1 rRNA gene is annotated in these 245 nt (G+C 55.9%); it reads right to left on the reverse strand.

The features are described from left to right. Positions 1 to 245, reverse strand: a 16S ribosomal RNA gene (locus ACTHSL_RS14035); the annotation flags it as partial.

Genomic DNA, 245 nt, shown 5'->3' on the forward strand with positions numbered 1-245 from the left:
GACTACCAGGGTATCTAATCCTGTTTGCTCCCCACGCTTTCGAGCATGAGCGTCAGTGTCATCCCAGGGGGCTGCCTTCGCCATCGGTGTTCTTCCACATCTCTACGCATTTCACTGCTACACGTGGAGTTCCACCCCCCTCTGACGCACTCTAGCCGTGCAGTCACAAATGCAGTTCCCAGGTTGAGCCCGGGGATTTCACATCAGACTTAACGAACCGCCTGCGCACGCTTTACGCCCAGTAA

Source organism: Neisseria sp. P0008.S010, from assembly GCF_051962715.1.
Lineage (GTDB): Bacteria > Pseudomonadota > Gammaproteobacteria > Burkholderiales > Neisseriaceae > Neisseria > Neisseria elongata.